The organism is Pseudomonas sp. 910_23 (assembly GCF_052850795.1).
On sequence record NZ_VXCZ01000008.1, the window covers coordinates 24,449 to 40,057 of the forward strand.

14 protein-coding genes are annotated in these 15,609 nt (G+C 60.5%); 7 read left to right on the top strand and 7 right to left on the bottom strand.

What is annotated here, in order from left to right; genetic code table 11:
• Nucleotides 1–63: 63 nt before the first annotated feature.
• Together rpiA and FW800_RS11670 are read left to right on the top strand one after the other, a co-directional pair.
• Nucleotides 64–735 carry a ribose-5-phosphate isomerase RpiA gene (gene rpiA, locus FW800_RS11665; RefSeq protein WP_032878877.1) on the top strand — a complete coding sequence of 224 codons (672 nt, stop codon included), beginning with the start codon at nucleotides 64–66 and terminating at the stop codon, nucleotides 733–735.
• Between the two features lie 317 nt (nucleotides 736–1,052).
• A complete protein-coding gene (locus tag FW800_RS11670; protein WP_446437680.1) occupies nucleotides 1,053–2,999 on the top strand; it encodes an autotransporter domain-containing protein in 1,947 nt (648 codons plus the stop codon).
• On the opposite strand, the gene FW800_RS11675 is transcribed toward FW800_RS11670, so the two are convergent.
• From FW800_RS11675 to FW800_RS11690, 4 genes are all read right to left on the bottom strand, one after another.
• Nucleotides 3,000–3,908 carry an SdiA-regulated domain-containing protein gene (locus tag FW800_RS11675; protein WP_032878873.1) on the bottom strand — a complete coding sequence of 303 codons (909 nt, stop codon included), beginning with the start codon at nucleotides 3,906–3,908 and terminating at the stop codon, nucleotides 3,000–3,002. It lies immediately after the preceding gene.
• 121 nt (nucleotides 3,909–4,029) lie between these two features.
• Nucleotides 4,030–4,953 (bottom strand): SdiA-regulated domain-containing protein, encoded by a 924-nt coding sequence (locus tag FW800_RS11680; protein WP_078822579.1) that lies wholly within the window; start codon nucleotides 4,951–4,953, stop codon nucleotides 4,030–4,032.
• Between the two features lie 250 nt (nucleotides 4,954–5,203).
• A complete protein-coding gene (locus FW800_RS11685; RefSeq protein WP_032878871.1) occupies nucleotides 5,204–5,869 on the bottom strand; it encodes a fumarylacetoacetate hydrolase family protein in 666 nt (221 codons plus the stop codon).
• Between the two features lie 22 nt (nucleotides 5,870–5,891).
• Nucleotides 5,892–7,286, bottom strand: coding sequence for an FAD-binding oxidoreductase (locus FW800_RS11690; protein ID WP_005792341.1), 1,395 nt, complete (start codon nucleotides 7,284–7,286; stop codon nucleotides 5,892–5,894).
• Between the two features lie 205 nt (nucleotides 7,287–7,491).
• Here FW800_RS11690 and serA point away from each other — a divergent pair, with 205 nt between their 5' ends.
• Nucleotides 7,492–8,721: a phosphoglycerate dehydrogenase gene (serA, locus tag FW800_RS11695; protein ID WP_005792342.1), complete on the top strand. Its 1,230-nt coding sequence runs from the start codon at nucleotides 7,492–7,494 to the stop codon at nucleotides 8,719–8,721.
• 64 nt (nucleotides 8,722–8,785) lie between these two features.
• Here serA and FW800_RS11700 read toward each other — a convergent pair whose 3' ends face one another.
• On the bottom strand, nucleotides 8,786–9,226 hold the full coding sequence (locus tag FW800_RS11700; protein WP_103734207.1) for a DUF4399 domain-containing protein: 441 nt from the start codon (nucleotides 9,224–9,226) through the stop codon (nucleotides 8,786–8,788).
• A 134-nt stretch (nucleotides 9,227–9,360) separates the two neighbouring features.
• Here FW800_RS11700 and FW800_RS11705 point away from each other — a divergent pair, with 134 nt between their 5' ends.
• Nucleotides 9,361–9,855, top strand: a complete 495-nt coding sequence (locus FW800_RS11705; RefSeq protein ID WP_148853830.1) for a transporter substrate-binding domain-containing protein — start codon at nucleotides 9,361–9,363, stop codon at nucleotides 9,853–9,855.
• 133 nt (nucleotides 9,856–9,988) lie between these two features.
• Here FW800_RS11705 and FW800_RS11710 read toward each other — a convergent pair whose 3' ends face one another.
• The gene (locus FW800_RS11710) at nucleotides 9,989–10,621 is read right to left on the bottom strand and encodes a 2OG-Fe(II) oxygenase (RefSeq protein WP_005792345.1); all 633 of its coding nucleotides are present in this window, start codon (nucleotides 10,619–10,621) and stop codon (nucleotides 9,989–9,991) included.
• Nucleotides 10,622–10,753: 132 nt separating this feature from the next.
• Between FW800_RS11710 and FW800_RS11715 the strand changes: the two genes are divergently transcribed.
• On the top strand, nucleotides 10,754–11,506 hold the full coding sequence (locus FW800_RS11715; protein ID WP_032878866.1) for a DUF2059 domain-containing protein: 753 nt from the start codon (nucleotides 10,754–10,756) through the stop codon (nucleotides 11,504–11,506).
• Nucleotides 11,507–11,607: 101 nt separating this feature from the next.
• Here FW800_RS11715 and FW800_RS11720 read toward each other — a convergent pair whose 3' ends face one another.
• On the bottom strand, nucleotides 11,608–12,549 hold the full coding sequence (locus tag FW800_RS11720; protein WP_446437752.1) for an alpha/beta hydrolase: 942 nt from the start codon (nucleotides 12,547–12,549) through the stop codon (nucleotides 11,608–11,610).
• A gap of 99 nt (nucleotides 12,550–12,648) precedes the next feature.
• Here FW800_RS11720 and FW800_RS11725 point away from each other — a divergent pair, with 99 nt between their 5' ends.
• Complete coding sequence (locus FW800_RS11725) at nucleotides 12,649–13,224, top strand: DUF6436 domain-containing protein (RefSeq protein WP_103734205.1); 576 nt, start codon at nucleotides 12,649–12,651, stop codon at nucleotides 13,222–13,224.
• Nucleotides 13,225–13,250: 26 nt separating this feature from the next.
• Nucleotides 13,251–15,605 (top strand): penicillin acylase family protein, encoded by a 2,355-nt coding sequence (locus tag FW800_RS11730; protein ID WP_446437681.1) that lies wholly within the window; start codon nucleotides 13,251–13,253, stop codon nucleotides 15,603–15,605.
• Nucleotides 15,606–15,609 lie beyond the last annotated feature (4 nt).

A 15,609-nucleotide genomic window follows, 5' to 3' on the forward strand; every position in this document is an offset into this window, starting at 1 on the left:
CCGGAGGTTTTGTTGGGTTATACTCGCGCCCCTCGATAACTCCCCGCCCGTTCCGGAGCCCGCATGACCCAGGATCAACTCAAACAGGCAGTGGCCCAGGCCGCCGTCGATTTAATCCTTCCCAAACTCGACGACAAGAGCATCGTCGGTGTCGGCACCGGCTCCACTGCCAACTGCTTTATCGACGCGCTGGCCCAACACAAGGGCGCGTTCGACGGCGCCGTGGCGAGTTCCGAAGCCACCGCCGCCCGCCTTAAAGGCCATGGCATTCCAGTGTACGAGCTCAACACCGTGAGCGACCTGGAGTTCTACGTTGACGGCGCCGATGAAAGCGACGAACACCTGAACCTGATCAAGGGCGGCGGCGCAGCCCTGACCCGCGAGAAAATCGTCGCGGCCGTGGCCAAGACTTTTATCTGCATCGCCGACGCGAGCAAGCTGGTGCCTGTGCTCGGTGCGTTCCCGCTGCCGGTGGAAGTTATCCCCATGGCCCGCAGCCACGTAGCCCGCGAACTGGTGAAACTGGGCGGCGACCCGGTGTACCGCGAAGGTGTATTGACCGACAACGGCAACATCATCATTGATGTGTTCAATATGCAGATCACCAATCCGGTGGAGCTGGAGACGCAGATCAATGCCATCGTCGGTGTGGTCACCAACGGCCTGTTCGCAGCGCGCCCGGCCGATGTGTTGCTGCTGGGCACCCCGGAAGGCGTGAAAACCCTCAAGGCTTAACAACACCACAACTCCAATGTGGGAGGGGCGGTGCGACGATTCGACTTGCTCCCGATAGCAGTGTGTCAGTCAGAATATCTGGTACTGATACACCCAATCGGGAGCAAGCCCCCTCCCACATTTGCAGCACTCCTATCCAAAACCGTGCGCTCTGTCACGGCACGCCAAGTCCCGCCTGGTATCCAATCGGATACAAATTACAGCCACGCGACCCACGCGTTTAACAATGCGTCAATTTGCAGCCGCCCACGGAATGAGGCGCGCATTGTGCAAAGGGTCTGGGCTTTGAACATTCCCATCACCTCAAGGAAGACCTTGTGATAAAGCCCCTAGCCCTCGCCATCAGCGTTGCCGGTGCCCTGCTGTCCGCGCAAGCCCAAGCTTACGAGTACGGCCAGCACGCCAACACCACCCTGGAAAAACTGATCAATGACTACCCCGGTCGTTATCGCGGCACGGCCAATTTTGCCGGCGCTACTGATTGGATGCAGAGCCAGATGGGCGCGGCCTATTCCATCAGCCGCCAGGACTTCACCTGGAGCAGCGGCAGCCGTGCTGCGCAAAACGTGGTGGCCTACGCCGCCGGCACCAAGCCGCAGTACGTGGTGATTGGCGCGCATTTCGACACCTACTTCGGCCGCCCGACCCTGCAAGGCCTGGATGACAATGGCTCCGGTGCCAGCGTGCTGACCGAGGTGGCGAAGAACCTCGGCGGCCTGTCATTGGAAAATGGCCTGCAAATCGTCGGATTCGGCGCGGAAGAAGAAGGTTTGCGCGGCTCCCGGGCCTTTGTTGACTCGCTGAGCGCCAGCCAGCGCGCCAATATGCTTGCGATGATCAATCTCGACAGCCTGATCACCGGCGACATGATGTATGCCCACGCCGGCCAGAACAGCACCGACAACCCGGCCCTGGCGTCATTGCGCGAGCACACGTTTCAGATCGCCAAGGAGTTGAATATCCCGCTATTCACCAACCCCGGCCTGGACCCGCAATACCCCAAAGGCACAGGCTGCTGCAGTGATGGTGAACCTTTCGAGCCGCTGAATATCCCGATCCTTTATGTAGAAGCCACCAACTGGGAACTGGGCGATCTGGACGGTTATACCCAGACCGACAACCCGAAAATCCCAGGCGGCTCGACCTGGCACGACCCGAGCGAAGACAACAAAGGCGTACTCACCGACGCCTTCGGCCAGGCGCGCATCGACCAGCGCCTGCGTGACTATTCACGCTTGCTCAGCCGCCTGGTGCTGGAACTGACCAACGCCGACCTGATGGCCTCGACGGCGTCCGGCGGTGCCGTCGCACGCAACATGCAGGACAACCTGCAACGTCAGCATCAAGCCATGGTGCGCCTGCACGATCGCCGCTGGCTGACCCTGCAGGCCGCCAGCCGCGAGGTGGGCAGCTTTGATGGCGAGATCGGCGTGGACGGCGAATACAGCCCGGACAGCGGTTTCGACACGGCCCCCAACCCCGAAGCCCGACGCCTGGGCCTGCACGCCCTTGGCGATTATCAGCTGAGCCCAAGCCTGAATATCGGTGCCAGCCTGAGCTACCTCAACGGGCGCGACAAACTGGAGCATCGCGGCAAACTGGACAGCGACACCTGGCAGGCAGCCGTCTATGCGCTGCTCAATGATGGCGGGCCAAGCTGGCTGGCCGGTGACCTGAGCATCGGCCACACGCGTTTCGATTCCAAACGCAACCTGATCATCCAGGCCAATGGCGGGCCGATCCTGCTCAATCAGCAACTGACGGGCGAGACTGATGCCCTGGCGTTGGGCGCGCGGGTGCTGGGCGGCTACGACTTTGACTTCGGTGCGCTCAAGAGCGGGCCTTTCGCCGGCCTGGACTACAGCCACTACCGCATCGACACGTTCCACGAAAAACAGAACCTGCGCACCGCCCTGCAGTATGAAGAGCAGTCTTTCGACTCCCTGCAAGCCAGCCTCGGCTGGCGCGTGCGTGGCGCTGTCGCCCTGCCCTACAGCCTGAGCCTGATGCCGTATGCAGACATCGCCTGGGTCAAGGAAATGGCCGATGGCCGCTTGGATGACCTGCAACTGACAGCCCGCGCCGATGGCCAGGCGCGCACCGCTCGGCTCGGCTCAGCAGACAAGAGCTTTGGTCGCGCACAAATCGGCAGCCAATTGGCGATCACCCCGCAGTTGGGGGTGTATGCCGAGGTCAATGGCCGCCTGGGTCATGCCGAAGGCAGCCAGACCGGCTATACGCTGGGCGTGCAATGGATGTTCTGATCAGGTTTTTTTGAACACGTAAAACAGGTTCGGCTCGCTGACCATATACAGCGTGCCCTCGTCATCCATGGCAATCCCTTCGGCCTGAGGCACGCGCTTGCTCAGGCCATGGCGCCCTTTAAGCAACGACAAACTGCTTAAGGGGCGACCGTCGATGTCCAGCTCCAAAACCAGGAACGATTCATCCGACAGCGCCAGCAGATGGCCGCTGCGCTCGTCGTATTGCAGGCTCGACAGGTCGCGCACAAACAGTCCGGCATCGCGCTTGGGGTTGTTGATCACGTGCACCGAGTAGGTTTTTTCCGCCTTGAAATGCGGGAAGCCATGCACTTCATAGATCAGCATCGGGTCGCGCTCCTTGGCGACGAACAGACGCTTGCCCACCGAATCATAGGCCAGGCCCTCGAACCCCTTGTTGCTGCCGATATGTACGCCGAGGGTCATCTGCTCCGCGTCGGCGGCGTCGAGGAAGGTTGTGTCGTCGTCCACATGCACCTTGATCAGCCGCTGCTGGCGCTCATCGCTGATGACGTAAATGTTGTCACTGATAAACTCCACAGCCTCTGCATCGCCAAACCCCACCAGTGGAATGCGTCGCAGGATCTTGCCCTCCAGGGACAGCTCCACCAGCTCGGCGTTTTTATTGGTGACGGTAAACAGGCTTTTGCGCACCGGATCGTAAGTGAGGGCCGAGACATCATCGTCGAGCCCTTCGATCACCTGGCCTTCCAGGGTCACGCGGTAATCTGCCAGGCCAATGGCGCGCTCATCGGCAGGCTGGCGCCACACCTGCCAGTTGAACCAGGCACGCTCGAACAGACGAAACTGCTGCGCAACGACCCCGGCGGCAACCAGGGCAAGCAACAGCAAGATGAAAACAGCAGGTTTGGGGCGGGCAAGTCGACGCATCGGGGCGGGCTCAGTGAAAAAACTGGCGAATAGATATCAAGGTCGCCTGAATTTAAACTTAAACGCGCCGAACTGTCTGGCGAATGCCGTTTATAAAGAAAAGTCTGACGTAATTCGTCAGTTATTTCTGCTTTTCAAAACGATAGAACAAGTTGGGTTCACTGACCATGTACAGGTTGCCGCTCTCATCCAGGGTCACCCCTTCGGCGCGCGGGATGGTGTCTTTCAGGCCGTTGAAGCCACCGAGCAAGGTCATGAAGCTGACTTGCTCGCCTGTTTCGTCCAGTTCCAGCAACAGGTGGGAATCGGCCGACAGCACCAGCAAGTGCCCAGTGCGCGGGTCAATGGACAAGGCCGAAAGGTTGCGCACATCCAGTTCGGTGCTGACCAGCTTTTGCTTGTCGCCGGTCAGCGTGTTGCCATCGCTCTTCCACGTGAACAAGGCCGGCGGCCGCTCTTCGCCCAGTACAAGCTGCTGATTACGCTTGTCCCACGCGATCGCTTCAAAGGCTTTGTTCTGGTCTTTGGAGGGGCCCAGGTCATGGCTTGGGAAATCAGCTTTGTTCAGCGCCGTGGTGCCGGCGTCCACCTTTACCACGGTCACGGTGTGATCGCGTTCATCTACCACGGCCATCGAGCCGTTTTCCATCACCGTCACGCCCTCAGGATTGTTCCAGCCATTGAGCGGCATCTTGCGCAATACGTCGCCTTGCAGGCTCAGCTCCACGAGAAACGGGTTTTTGCCCATGACGGAAAACAGAGTTTTGGTCTGGGGGTTGTAGGACAGGTCGGAAGCCTCATCCTTCTCCATACCGGGCAGCAGCTTGGCGTCGATGACCGCCTGATAGTCCGGGAGCCAAACACTCTCCTGGCGTTCAACCGGGCTCTCGAAGCGCTCCAGCACCCACAGCACACCGCGATCATCCCAGTGCATGGCCCAGGCCACGCCATACAGAATGGCACCGGCCAAGAATACCCAGGAATACCAGCGCATGGACAAGCGCGAGCGAAGCGAGGTTTTCGAAGTGGGTAGAGGCACGGCCATTGAGCGCTTTTCCGGAAAGTCAGCTGTATGGGATAGCACAGGATTCAACGGCCTGCGCGCAAGAGGCTGGGATTATCCGGATGGCGTGTGAAAAAAATGCAAAAGCCCATACTTGGGATACACACAAAACCAATGTGGGAGGGGCGGTGCGACGATTCGACTTGCTCCCGATTGCGGTCTGTCTGCCAGCTTATTTGTAGCTGACCCACCGCTATCGGGAGCAAGCCCCCTCCCACAGTTTGGCCGTTACTTAGCGCACGACGCTTTCGAAACGGTTCACACCCGCCAGCTCCAACACCAGCTCATCCCCCACATTCAACGGGCCTACGCCTGCCGGAGTGCCGGTGAGAATCACATCACCCGCCTGCAGGGAGAAGCAGCCCGCCATGTGCTGGATCATCGGTACGATCGGGTTGAGCATCTGCGCGCTGTTGCCATCCTGGCGCACTTCGCCGTTGATGGTCAGGCGTATGCCGATGTCGGTCACGTCCGCAAAGGTACTGCTGACGACGAAGGGGGCAAGCACCGCCGCGCCGTCGAAGCACTTGGCGATTTCCCACGGCAGGCCCTTGGATTTCAGCTCGGCCTGTTTGTCGCGCAGGGTCAGGTCCAGCGCCGGGGCGAAGCCGGAGATGGCGTCGAGGACTTCTTCGCGGTTTGGCTTGTTCGACAACGGCTTGCCGATCAACACCGCGATTTCCACCTCGTAATGCACCGAACCGCGTTCGGTGGGAATCGCAAAACCACCTTCCAACGGCACCACGCAGCTACCGGGCTTGATGAACAGCAAAGGCTCGGTGGGCACCGGGTTATCCAGCTCCTTGGCGTGTTCGACGTAGTTACGCCCGATGCACACCAGTTTGCCCACAGGGAAGTGGATGTTGGTGCCGTCGACATACTTGTGCTGGTAGCTCATGGAACGACTCCTTCAGGTGCGGTTAAACCGCGAAGATTTTGCCAGGGTTCATGATCCCGTTCGGGTCGAACACGGCCTTCACAGCCTTCATGTACTCGATTTCAACCGGCGAGCGGCTGTAGGTCAGGTAATCACGCTTGGTCATGCCCACGCCGTGTTCGGCGGAAATCGAGCCGTTGTACTTGGCGACGGTTTCGAACACCCACTTGTTCACGGTGGCACACTTGGCGAAGAACTCGTCCTTGCTCAGGTTTTCGGGCTTGAGGATGTTCAAGTGCAGGTTACCGTCACCGATATGACCGAACCAGACGATTTCGAAATCCGGGTAGTGTTCGCCGACGATCGCATCAATTTCGCTCAAGAATGCCGGCACTTTGGAGACGGTGACCGAAATATCGTTCTTGTACGGTGTCCAGTGGGAGATGGTCTCGGAGATGTACTCGCGCAGCTTCCACAGGTTGTGCAACTGGGTTTCACTCTGGCTCATCACGCCGTCCAGTACCCAGCCCTGCTCGACGCAATGCTCGAACGTTTCCAGCGCATGGTTGGCGACTTCTTCAGTGGTGGCTTCGAATTCCAGCAGCGCGTAGAACGGGCACTCGGTTTCGAATGGCGCCGGCACATCGCCACGGCCGAGGACTTTGGCCAGGGCCTTGTCGGAGAAAAATTCGAAGGCGGTCAGGTCCAGCTTGCTCTGGAACGCGTGCAGCACCGGCATGATCGAGTCGAAGTCGGTGGTGCCGAGTACCATGGCGGTGAGGTTTTTCGGGGCACGGTCCAGGCGCATGGTGGCTTCGACCACAAACCCCAGGGTGCCCTCAGCGCCGATAAACAGCTGACGCATGTCGTAGCCGGTGGCGTTTTTGATCAGGTCGCGGTTCAGTTCCAGCACATCGCCCTTGCCGGTAACGACTTTCATGCCGGCCACCCAATTGCGGGTCATGCCGTAGCGAATCACTTTGATCCCGCCGGCATTGGTGCCGATATTGCCGCCAATCTGGCTGGAACCGGACGAGGCAAAATCCACCGGATAGTACAGGCCGTTTTCTTCAGCGACGTTCTGCAATTGCTTGGTGACCACGCCCGGCTGGCACACGGCGGTGCGATCGGTGAGGTTCACGTCGAGGATCTGGTTCATATAGTCGAACGACACCACCACTTCGCCATTGGCCGCGACTGCCGCTGCCGACAGGCCGGTGCGCCCACCGGACGGCACCAGTGCTACCTTGTGCTCGTTGGCCCAACGGACGATGGCCTGCACCTGCTCGGTGGTCTTGGGAAACACGATAGCGCTGGGCGCGGGGGCGAAGTGCTTGGTCCAATCCTTGCCGTAAGCCTCCAGGGAGTCGGCATCGGTCAGCACTTTGCCGGGCTCAACCAGGGTCTTTAGCTCATCAATCAGGGCAGGATGGGTCATCGACAGAACTCTCGAACAATTCATGGTCATCCTGAGAACGCTTCACGTCGCAGGAATAGGTGTTTAGCGGGGTGCGTATGCTAGCATACCGCCCCCGCAGGACAGACCCAAAGGGCGTTTCTGCGGTGACGGCTTTCCTGCCGTCCGGGTCAGCTTGCGCTGCTCGACTCCCTGCCAATTTTCTCCGGGATACAGGTTTACGCAGATGAGCAAGACTTCTCTCGATAAGAGCAAGATCAAGTTCCTTCTTCTGGAAGGCGTCCACCCATCGGCTGTCGACGTTCTGAAAGCCGCCGGGTACACCAGCATTGAGTACATCACCAGTTCTCTGCCGGAAGCCCAGCTCAAGGAAAAGATCGCCGACGCGCACTTTATCGGCATTCGCTCCCGCACTCAGCTGACCGAAGAGATCTTCGACCACGCCAAGAAACTCGTGGCGGTCGGTTGTTTCTGCATCGGCACCAACCAGGTTGACCTCAACGCAGCGCGCGAACGCGGTATCGCGGTGTTCAACGCCCCGTACTCCAACACCCGTTCCGTAGCGGAGCTGGTATTGGCCGAGGCCATCCTGCTGCTGCGCGGTATCCCAGAGAAGAACGCCTCCTGCCACCGTGGCGGCTGGATCAAGAGCGCGGCCAACTCCTTCGAAATCCGCGGCAAGAAGCTGGGTATCGTCGGTTACGGCTCGATCGGCACTCAACTGTCGGTGCTGGCCGAAGGCCTGGGTATGCAGGTGTTCTTCTATGACACCCTGACCAAGCTGCCATTGGGCAACGCGACTCAAGTCGCCAGCCTGACCGAGCTGCTGGGCATGTCCGATATCGTCACGCTGCACGTTCCGGAAACCGCCGAGACTCAGTGGATGATCGGCGAGAAGGAAATCCGCGCGATCAAGAAAGGCGGGATCCTGATCAACGCCGCTCGCGGCACTGTGGTCAAGCTCGATGCCCTGGCCGACGCGATCAAGGACAAGCACCTGATCGGCGCCGCCATCGACGTGTTCCCGGTGGAGCCGCGCTCCAACGACGACATCTTCGAAAGCCCGCTGCGTGGGCTGGACAACGTCATCCTGACTCCGCACATCGGTGGTTCCACCGCTGAAGCCCAAGCCAACATCGGCCTGGAAGTCTCGGAAAAACTGGTCAAGTACAGCGACAACGGTACCTCGGTATCGTCGGTCAACTTCCCGGAAGTGGCTCTGCCGGCTCACCCGGGCAAGCACCGCCTGCTGCACATCCACCAGAACATTCCGGGCGTGATGATGGAGATCAACAAGGTCTTTGCGGAAAACGGCATCAACATCTCCGGTCAGTTCCTGCAGACCAACGAGAAGGTTGGCTACGTGGTCATCGACGTCGACGCCGAGTACTCGGACCTGGCGCAAGAGAAGCTGCAGCACATCAACGGCACTATCCGTAGCCGCGTGTTGTTCTAAGGTTTCAACCGCACCACGAAAAAGGGAGCCCCTCAGGGCTCCCTTTTTTGCATCTGAACAAATCTTACTTGACGTTAACCGTGATGACTTTCGAGGCTACCGTAGGCTCGAACTGGCGATGCACGTTGTCGCCAGCCACCAGTTGCAAGGTGTGCTTGCCTGGCGTGAGGGTCAGCTCGGTCTCGGTTTGCGCCTTGCCGAAGTGAATCGAGGTAGGCGTGGCCGGGATCGCTTCGTTTGCGTTGAGCGCCCCCACTTCCTGATCTACCAGCAGGTGATGATGGCCGGCGCCCGGTACCTGTTTGTCGATCGGCTCCAGGTCCAGGCCCTTGATGCCAAATTTGACGGTGAAGGTTTTGTCGACAGTAGCGCCGTCTTTGGGCGAGACAATGAACACTTCAGCACCAGCAGGAGCCGGTGTGCGCGGCTGGTCGGCAGCGCTGGCCAACATCGAAGCACCCAGCAGCAGGGACGCCAGGGTTGCACGGGACAAAAGGGCTTTCATTCGCTTCTCCAGTTTTTCAGTGAAATCTGTAGGGTTATGACAACTTCGCGATAAATTGCGGTCCAAGGCACCCGACACCATAGCAAAACGATGCTGAACAGCGCCTCGTCCATTCGAATTCTCTAGGAGTGACCATGCGCTTTTCGCCTGGCCTGTTACTGTTGCTTGCCCTTCTGAGCCCATTGGCCCATGCCGAGCTGATCGATGACGTCAATGATCGCGGCGAACTGCGTATAGCCCTGGAAGCCAACACCCCGCCGTTCAATTTCAAGGAAGGCGACAAGCTCACCGGCTTTGAAGTGGAACTGGGTGAGCAACTGGCGAAAGAAATGGACGTACGCTCCTCGTTTATCACCACCGATGATGCCGACCTGATGAACGGCGTGGCGACCGGCAAGTACGATGTGGCAATCAACCATATCGCTATGACTGCCGAGCTGAAGGATCGTTTCGATTTCAGCGCCGCTTATAACGACAAACCTGAACTGGTGATCCCGTTTCAGAAGGGCAACCCCGCGTTCAAGAGCAGCCTGGACAAGGCGCTGGAGCGGGTGAAAGCGGATGGCCGCTTGAAAGCGCTGGAGCAGAAGTGGTTTGAAAGCCAAACACCGATAGTCAAGACACAGTAGGTCAAATGTGGGAGGGGGCTTGCTCCCGATTACTGAGTGCCAGTCACGGCATCTGTTGACTGAGCCACCGCTATCGGGAGCAAGCCCCCTCCCACATTTTGTCCAAGGCAAGACTTTAGAATCCTTTGCCTGCCTAAAACGGCTCGTTGCCCCGCCGGCGAAACCAGCCGGTCAGGGACAGGCGTTCGCGCGTGGCCGGCAGTACCTCGTGGGGCACCTCGCCCGACAAAAACACCACCAGGCAGCCGCCGGTGGGCACCACGTCATATTCGACGCCGCCCTTGAGGTACATGCGCAACTGGCCGCCATGCTCGGGCAGCCAGGCGTCGTTCAAGTAGATCACCGCCGAGACCATGCGCCGGTCGTCGTCACGAAAGCGGTCCACATGCTTGAGGTAAAACGCACCGGGTGGGTACATCGCGAAGTGGCTTTCGAAATCTTCCAGCCCAAGGAACAGGCTGCGGTTCATTGCCAGGCGCAGGCTGTCCATGACGGCCATATAGGTGTCGCAAACCGCCGCGTCGCCCTCTTCCAGCCACTGAATATGATCACCGCGAATACCCTCGCGAATCTCCTGGGCCGGCCCGCGCCCGACTGCCGCCGGTGCCAGCTCACCTTCGGCCGCACGTTTATGGCACTCAGCCGCCAGTTCCAGGGTCAGAGCCTGGGGCAGGAAGCCATTCTGCTGCGACCAGCCTTTTTCGGCCAAGTCGTCAACGATACGTTGCAGCAGCGGGTCATCGAGGGATATTTGCATGGCGCGCATAGTATCCATACGCCTGAGAATCCGACAGCGCCGTCGAGCGCCCGAATGCACTTTAAATCAGCTGTCTGATAGGACTTCTCGACAAATCCTACGCCCGACACGGACAATAGTGGCCGACTGACAGGAGTCCATATGCGTCGTTTGTTTTTTACCGTGTTGATGTTCTGCGTTTTGCCCGCCTGGGCAGACGGCCATGACCAGTTGTACAAGGTTGCCGGCTGGGCCGAACAACGTGCGCATTTCAATGACGCCCTCAGTGCCGCCCAGCAACGCTACCGCAATAGCCTGCCGCCGGTGGTGTACCAGGCGCTGGTGGACAACAGCAATAAGCGCTTTGGCGCCCAAGCCATGGATCAGCGTGCCGAGGCGCAACTGCGCAAGCACCTGGCCAACCCGAAACCGGCCCTGGCGTTCTTCCAATCGCCCCTGGGCCGCAAGATCGTCGCCGCAGAATTGCTGGCCACGCGCCGCGACCAGTTGGCGAAAAACGCCCAGGGCTTGCCGAAAATCCAGGCCGACGCCACCCGCAGCCTGATCATCGGCCATCTGGCCCAAGCCCTGCCCGCGCGCGAGGCCGGTGCAGAAGTCAGCCTGGCGATTGCCGGTGTAGCGGCCGACAGCTTGAGCCAGATGATCCCCGGTTTGCTTGGCGGCGGTCAGGCCCAGGGTATGTTGAATGGGCAGCGCGAACGGTTGATGCAACAAATCGACAAGGACCTGAACAACACGCTGTTGTACGTCTACCGGGATTTGTCCGACCCGGAGCTGGAAGAGTTCGCTACGTTTGCCGAATCACCGGAAGGTAAGGCGTATTACCAGGCGGCCCTGGCAGCCATTCGCGCAGGGCTGGCTGTCGGCCAAAGCACCTCAAGCCTGACGCAGTAATTGTGGGAGGGGGCTTGCTCCCGATAGCAGAGTGTCAGTCACCAGATATATGACTGACACACCGCAATCGGGGGCAAGCCCCCTCCCACATTTAAAATGCGTTAGTTCAGGTGATCGGTGAGGTACTTGAAGTACTCATTACGAATCTCTGGAATCTCATTGGCCAGGTGATGCCTGCCCCGCGGCAGCATCAACACCTCGGGCCGGTCGAACTTACCGCGTAGCACCTGCAAATTGTGTTGCCAATCCACCGTCATATCTTCCTCACCCTGCACGATCACCGGCCGCCGTGGGCTGCGGGGTGCGGCTTCGATGCGTTTGATCCAGCGCGCCAGCGCCCCTACCCAAGCGGTGGGCAATTGGCGCGGCTGCAGTGGGTCGGCTTCAAGGAACGGTTTGAATGCAGGGTCGTTGGAGTTATCGCTGAAGCGTCGGGCGATGCCTTTGACGAACGGGCGCAGCAGGTAATAGCTGACCTGCGACCATCCCCAGGCACGCGGCCGCACCAGCGGTGAGAGCAGGAAGGTCTTGCCCTGGGCCGGGCTGTCGGCGCCGTGGTTGAGCAAGTGATCCACCACAATGGCGCCGCCGGTGCTTTGCCCGAACAGGTGCCAGGGTTGCGGCAATTGCAGCGCCTTGGCCTCAGCGAACAACGCCTGCGCCACGCTCTGGTACACCGCAAACTCATCGATGCTGGCGCGCGGGCCGCTGGACAAGCCGTGGCCCGGCAAGTCGCAGGCGATCACCACAAAGCCCTGGTCCAGCGCCCAATCCACCACATGGCGGTACAACCCCATGTGGTCGTAGAAACCGTGGAACATGAACATCGTTGCCACCGGCGCAGGCGGCCACCATACCTGGGCCACCACTTCAAACCCGCCCACCTCCAGGCGCCCCAACCGGCTCACCGCCGGCACCTTGCGAGCGGCCAGGTCAAGCCCATAGAAACGTTGATAGACCCTTGCCTCGGCGCTAAGCGGTTGCGCGTCCACCAGGGGCCGCAAGCTTTCGCGCAGATGATCAGGGTCAAAGGTGACGGGCATAAAGGCTTCCAGACTGGCGGTGAAGATGAATATCGAGCTGCGATATTCATCTGTCAGGACAAGCATGGCAAGCTACGCGACCTGCGAGGATACCTTTGAATGCGACCGCCTTACCGCAACGCCCTGTTCGCCAGCCTGATCCTGGTTATCTGCGCCGGCGTGCTGTGGGCCGCGTATGACTGGTTCCAGGGCCGCTACCTGCGCGCCTTCAGCGAGCACACGGCGGTATTCTCCGGCGATGCGCTGCAACTGCCCGCCGCCCTCAGCGGCCCTGGCCCGATTCGCCTGGTGCACTTCTGGGACCCGGCCTGCCCGTGCAATGTCGGCAACCAGCAACACCTGGGTGAGCTGATCGAGCAGTACGAGCCCCAAGGGGTCGAGTTTTACGCCCTGCAAAAAGCCGGTAGCCACGGCACCCTGCCCGACAACCTGCGCCACATGAAAATCCTCGACGCCCTGCCCGGCGCCGATCGCATACCCGCCAGCCCGGCCGTAGGCATCTGGGACCGCACAGGCAAACTGGCCTATTTCGGCCCCTACAGCGAAGGGCTGACGTGCAATGCCAGCAACAGTTTTATCGAACCCATTCTCAAGGCCCTTGGAACCGGACGCGAAGTGAATGCCACTCACACCCTCGCGGTAGGCTGCTATTGTTCGTGGCCTAAGGATCAGTAGCCCGTCCACTCTGGTAAGGAATGTTCATGAAGCGCGTCTTGCAGATTTTCGCGGTGCTGATTGCGCTGGTCGCCCTCGGCGCCGGTTGGTATGTCTACAGCAAGCAGCCCACGCGCCAGGGCACAGCGACCCTGGCCCACCTGCAAAGCTCGGTCACGGTGCGCTACGACGACCGTGGCGTACCGCATATCCGTGCCGAGAACGAGGCTGACCTGTACCGCGCCCTGGGCTATGTGCATGCCCAGGACCGGCTGTTCCAGATGGAGGTCATGCGGCGCCTGGCCCGTGGCGAACTGGCCGAAGTGCTGGGGCCCAAACTGCTTGAAACCGACAAGCTGTTTCGCAGCCTGCGCATTCGTGAGCGCGCCTTGAGCTACGCAGAGCACATGGACCCCGACTCAGCGTCGTCCAAAGCCCTGCAAGCCTATCTGGACGGGATCAACCAATATCAGGACAGCCACGCCAGCCCCATGGAGTTCGACGTGCTGGGCATCCCCAAGCGCCGCTTTACCGTCGAGGACAGCATCAGCGTCGCCGGGTACATGGCTTACAGCTTTGCCGCCGCCTTTCGTACCGAGCCGGTGCTGACTTACGTACGTGACCATCTGGGCAGCGACTACCTGAAAGTGTTCGATCTCGACTGGCAACCCAAGGGTGCGCTCAACCTGGCGGCCAGTGACTGGCAAACCCTCGGCGCCATCGCCGCCCTGAGTGAGCAGGCCCTGGCCGACAACGGCCTGCCGCAGTTCGAGGGCAGCAACGCCTGGGCCGTCAGCGGCAGCCATACCAAAAGCGGCAAGCCGTTGCTGGCGGGTGACCCGCATATCCGCTTCTCGGTGCCATCTGTGTGGTACGAGGCGCAGCTGTCGGCGCCAGGCTTTGAGCTGTACGGCTATCACAACGCGCTGGTGCCGGTGGCGTTCCTGGGGCACAACCTGGACTTCGGCTGGAGCCTGACCATGTTCCAGAACGACGACCTTGATCTGGTCGCCGAGAAGGTCAACCCGGACAACCCCAACCAGGTCTGGTATCACGGCCAATGGGTCGACATGACCAGCAGCGAGCAACAGATCCAGGTCAAGGGACAGGCGCCGGTGACCCTCACGCTGCGCCGTTCGCCCCACGGCCCGATCATCAATGACGTGCTCGGCGAGAACGCGGGCAGCACGCCAATTGCCATGTGGTGGGCGTTCCTGGACACCGAAAACCCGATCCTCGACGGCTTCTACCAACTCAACCGCGCCGATACCCTGGCCAAGGCACGTGCCGCGGCCGCCAAGGTGTCGGCACCGGGCCTGAACATCATATGGGCCAATGCCAAGGGCGATATCGGCTGGTGGGCGGCAGCGCAGTTGCCGATCCGCCCGGCCGGCGTCAACCCGGCGTTCATCCTCGATGGCAGCACCGCCCAGGCCGACAAGTTGGGCTTCTACCCGTTCAGCGCCAACCCCCAGGAAGAGAACCCGGCACGTGGCTATGTGGTCTCCGCCAACGCCCAACCGGTATCGCCCACCGGCATGGAGATCCCGGGCTACTACAACCTCGCGGACCGTGGCCAGCAGTTGAACGCGCAGTTGAGCGACAACAGCGTGAAGTGGGATGTAAGCAACAGCCAGGCTTTGCAACTGGGCACCACCACCGCCTACGGCCCACGCCTGCTCGCACCGCTGCTGCCGGTGCTGCGCGAAGGGATCAAGGACCCGGCTCAGCTCAAGCTGGTGGAACAGCTCGCAAGCTGGAAAGGCGACTACCCGCTGGACTCCACCAGCGCCACGCTGTTCAACCAGTTCCTGTTCAACCTTGCCGACGCGACCTTCCACCCGAAGCTGGGCGATGCACTGTTCAAGACCCTGATCACCACCCGTGTGATCGACGCGGCGTTGCCACGCCTGGCAGCCTCGGCGGACTCACCCTGGTGGGAGGGCAAGCGCGCGGATATCGTCAAGCTCGCCTGGGACAACAGCCTGGCCCACCTCAAGACGACCCTCGGCGACGACCCGGCGCAGTGGCAGTGGGGCAAGGCGCACACCTTGACCCATGGTCATCCGCTGGGCATGCAGAAACCGCTGGATAAGCTCTTCAACGTCGGCCCGTTCGCCGCACCGGGCAGCCACGAAGTGCCGAACAACCAGACCGCCGCGATCGGCCCTGCGCCATGGCCGGTGACCTATGGGCCTTCGACACGGCGCCTGATCGACTTCGCCGACCCTGCCCACGCACTGACCATCAACCCAGTGGGGCAAAGCGGCGTACCGTTTGATGCTCACTATGGTGATCAGGCGCAAAGCTATATCGAAGGCGGGTATGAGCAGGCGCATTTCAGTGATGAGGAAGTGACGGCCAATACCCGAGGCACCTTGAAACTGTTGCCTGCCAGATAGCTGT